Here is a 1289-nt window from a genome sequence, read left to right as displayed (position 1 = left end):
GCATTATTTGGTGCTTCTTTGGACTACGCCAAAACCGGAAATTTACCAAGGATTACCTCGAAGTGCATAGGTCATGTATTATAAATCAAAATTGTAGAATTGGTAACCTATATTTTAAAACTTTAAGACTAGGACTAAATTCTTAACCTTATATTTGCTGCGGGATGAGATAGGTAGAGACTACTATTTTCTCAAATGCTGCTTAGAAGGATGCCTAATGCAAAACAAAAAAACGCGTCGCTTCCATATGGGAAACTATGCGCCGACACACTCTATTATTTTTAGAAGCACAAACAAAAATCCAAGTCTGCCGCACCCATTGACAGTTTATGGAACGTGATCTATAGTGTGATTATACCACTTGATAAAATTTAGTTTCACTATATGAAACGAAAAGAGGGATCTCATGTTTCAATGGATAGGAATCGATCATGTGCAGATTGCAGTTCCTGCTGGATGCGAGGAAGAAGCCCGTCGGTTCTACGGCGACATTCTGAGAATGAGCGAACTGCCGAAGCCTGCCGTCTTGAGCCATAGAGGCGGGGTGTGGTTTCAATGCGGCCATCATCAGCTGCATATTGGCGTTCAGGAAGATTTTCATCCGGCAACGAAGACTCATCCCGCCTTCGAGGTGTCAGACCTTAACCGTCTTCGGGAACAGCTATCCCGCCATAGGGTAACAATGAAGGAGGATGTCCCTCTGTCAGGAATCTTGCGGGTGCATGTTAATGATCCTTTCGGCAACCGTCTGGAATTTGTTGAAACAAGGAAAGGATAAACGGCTAATGCCGTCCTATGGACAGGCGCGTTTACCGATAAATATAAGAACAGGTATAAGGTGAAACTTATACTTTATATTTAAATACGAAGGGACTGTCCCCAAAAGTCATCGAAGATGGCCATTGGGCAGCCCCGTTTTGAAAATTGTTAAACTAAAAAAGAAACCGTTTCTTAGTAAAATGGAAGTGCGACCCACCATTTGAAAGGAGACGGTTTCTTTGTACATTGAATATAACATGGATATAGCCTTCAGCAGCGTCCAACGGATATTCGCGCTTAAAGCCCCATCTAGAGAAGGTTAAGGCAGCGCTCCATAATACCAGGAACTATCATTGCCGATGCCGGATATGGCGGAGAAGGGAATTATGCCTATCTATATAAATGGCACTAAAGGATTTTGGAAACAAATGTCTAATACCTACAGGTAAAACTTTGTTGCCTGTGGGAGGCGATCCGAGTGAAAAACCCCCTTCATGCTGATAACCAGAATCCAGAAATTCAAGCGGTAA

General features: G+C 42.7%; 1 protein-coding gene. It reads left to right on the top strand.

Features of this window, described 5'->3' with window-relative positions; translation table 11 throughout:
* Positions 1 to 406 precede the first annotated feature (406 nt).
* The gene (locus FS806_RS25205) at positions 407 to 778 is read left to right on the top strand and encodes a VOC family protein (protein ID WP_144942094.1); all 372 of its coding nucleotides are present in this window, start codon (positions 407 to 409) and stop codon (positions 776 to 778) included.
* Positions 779 to 1289 lie beyond the last annotated feature (511 nt).

The organism is Paenibacillus sp. 32O-W (assembly GCF_007679495.1).
GTDB classification, from domain to species: domain Bacteria; phylum Bacillota; class Bacilli; order Paenibacillales; family NBRC-103111; genus Paenibacillus_L; species Paenibacillus_L residui.
The sequence above is the reverse complement of the archived record's forward strand: the minus strand, read 5'-3'. Positions and strand labels throughout refer to the sequence as shown.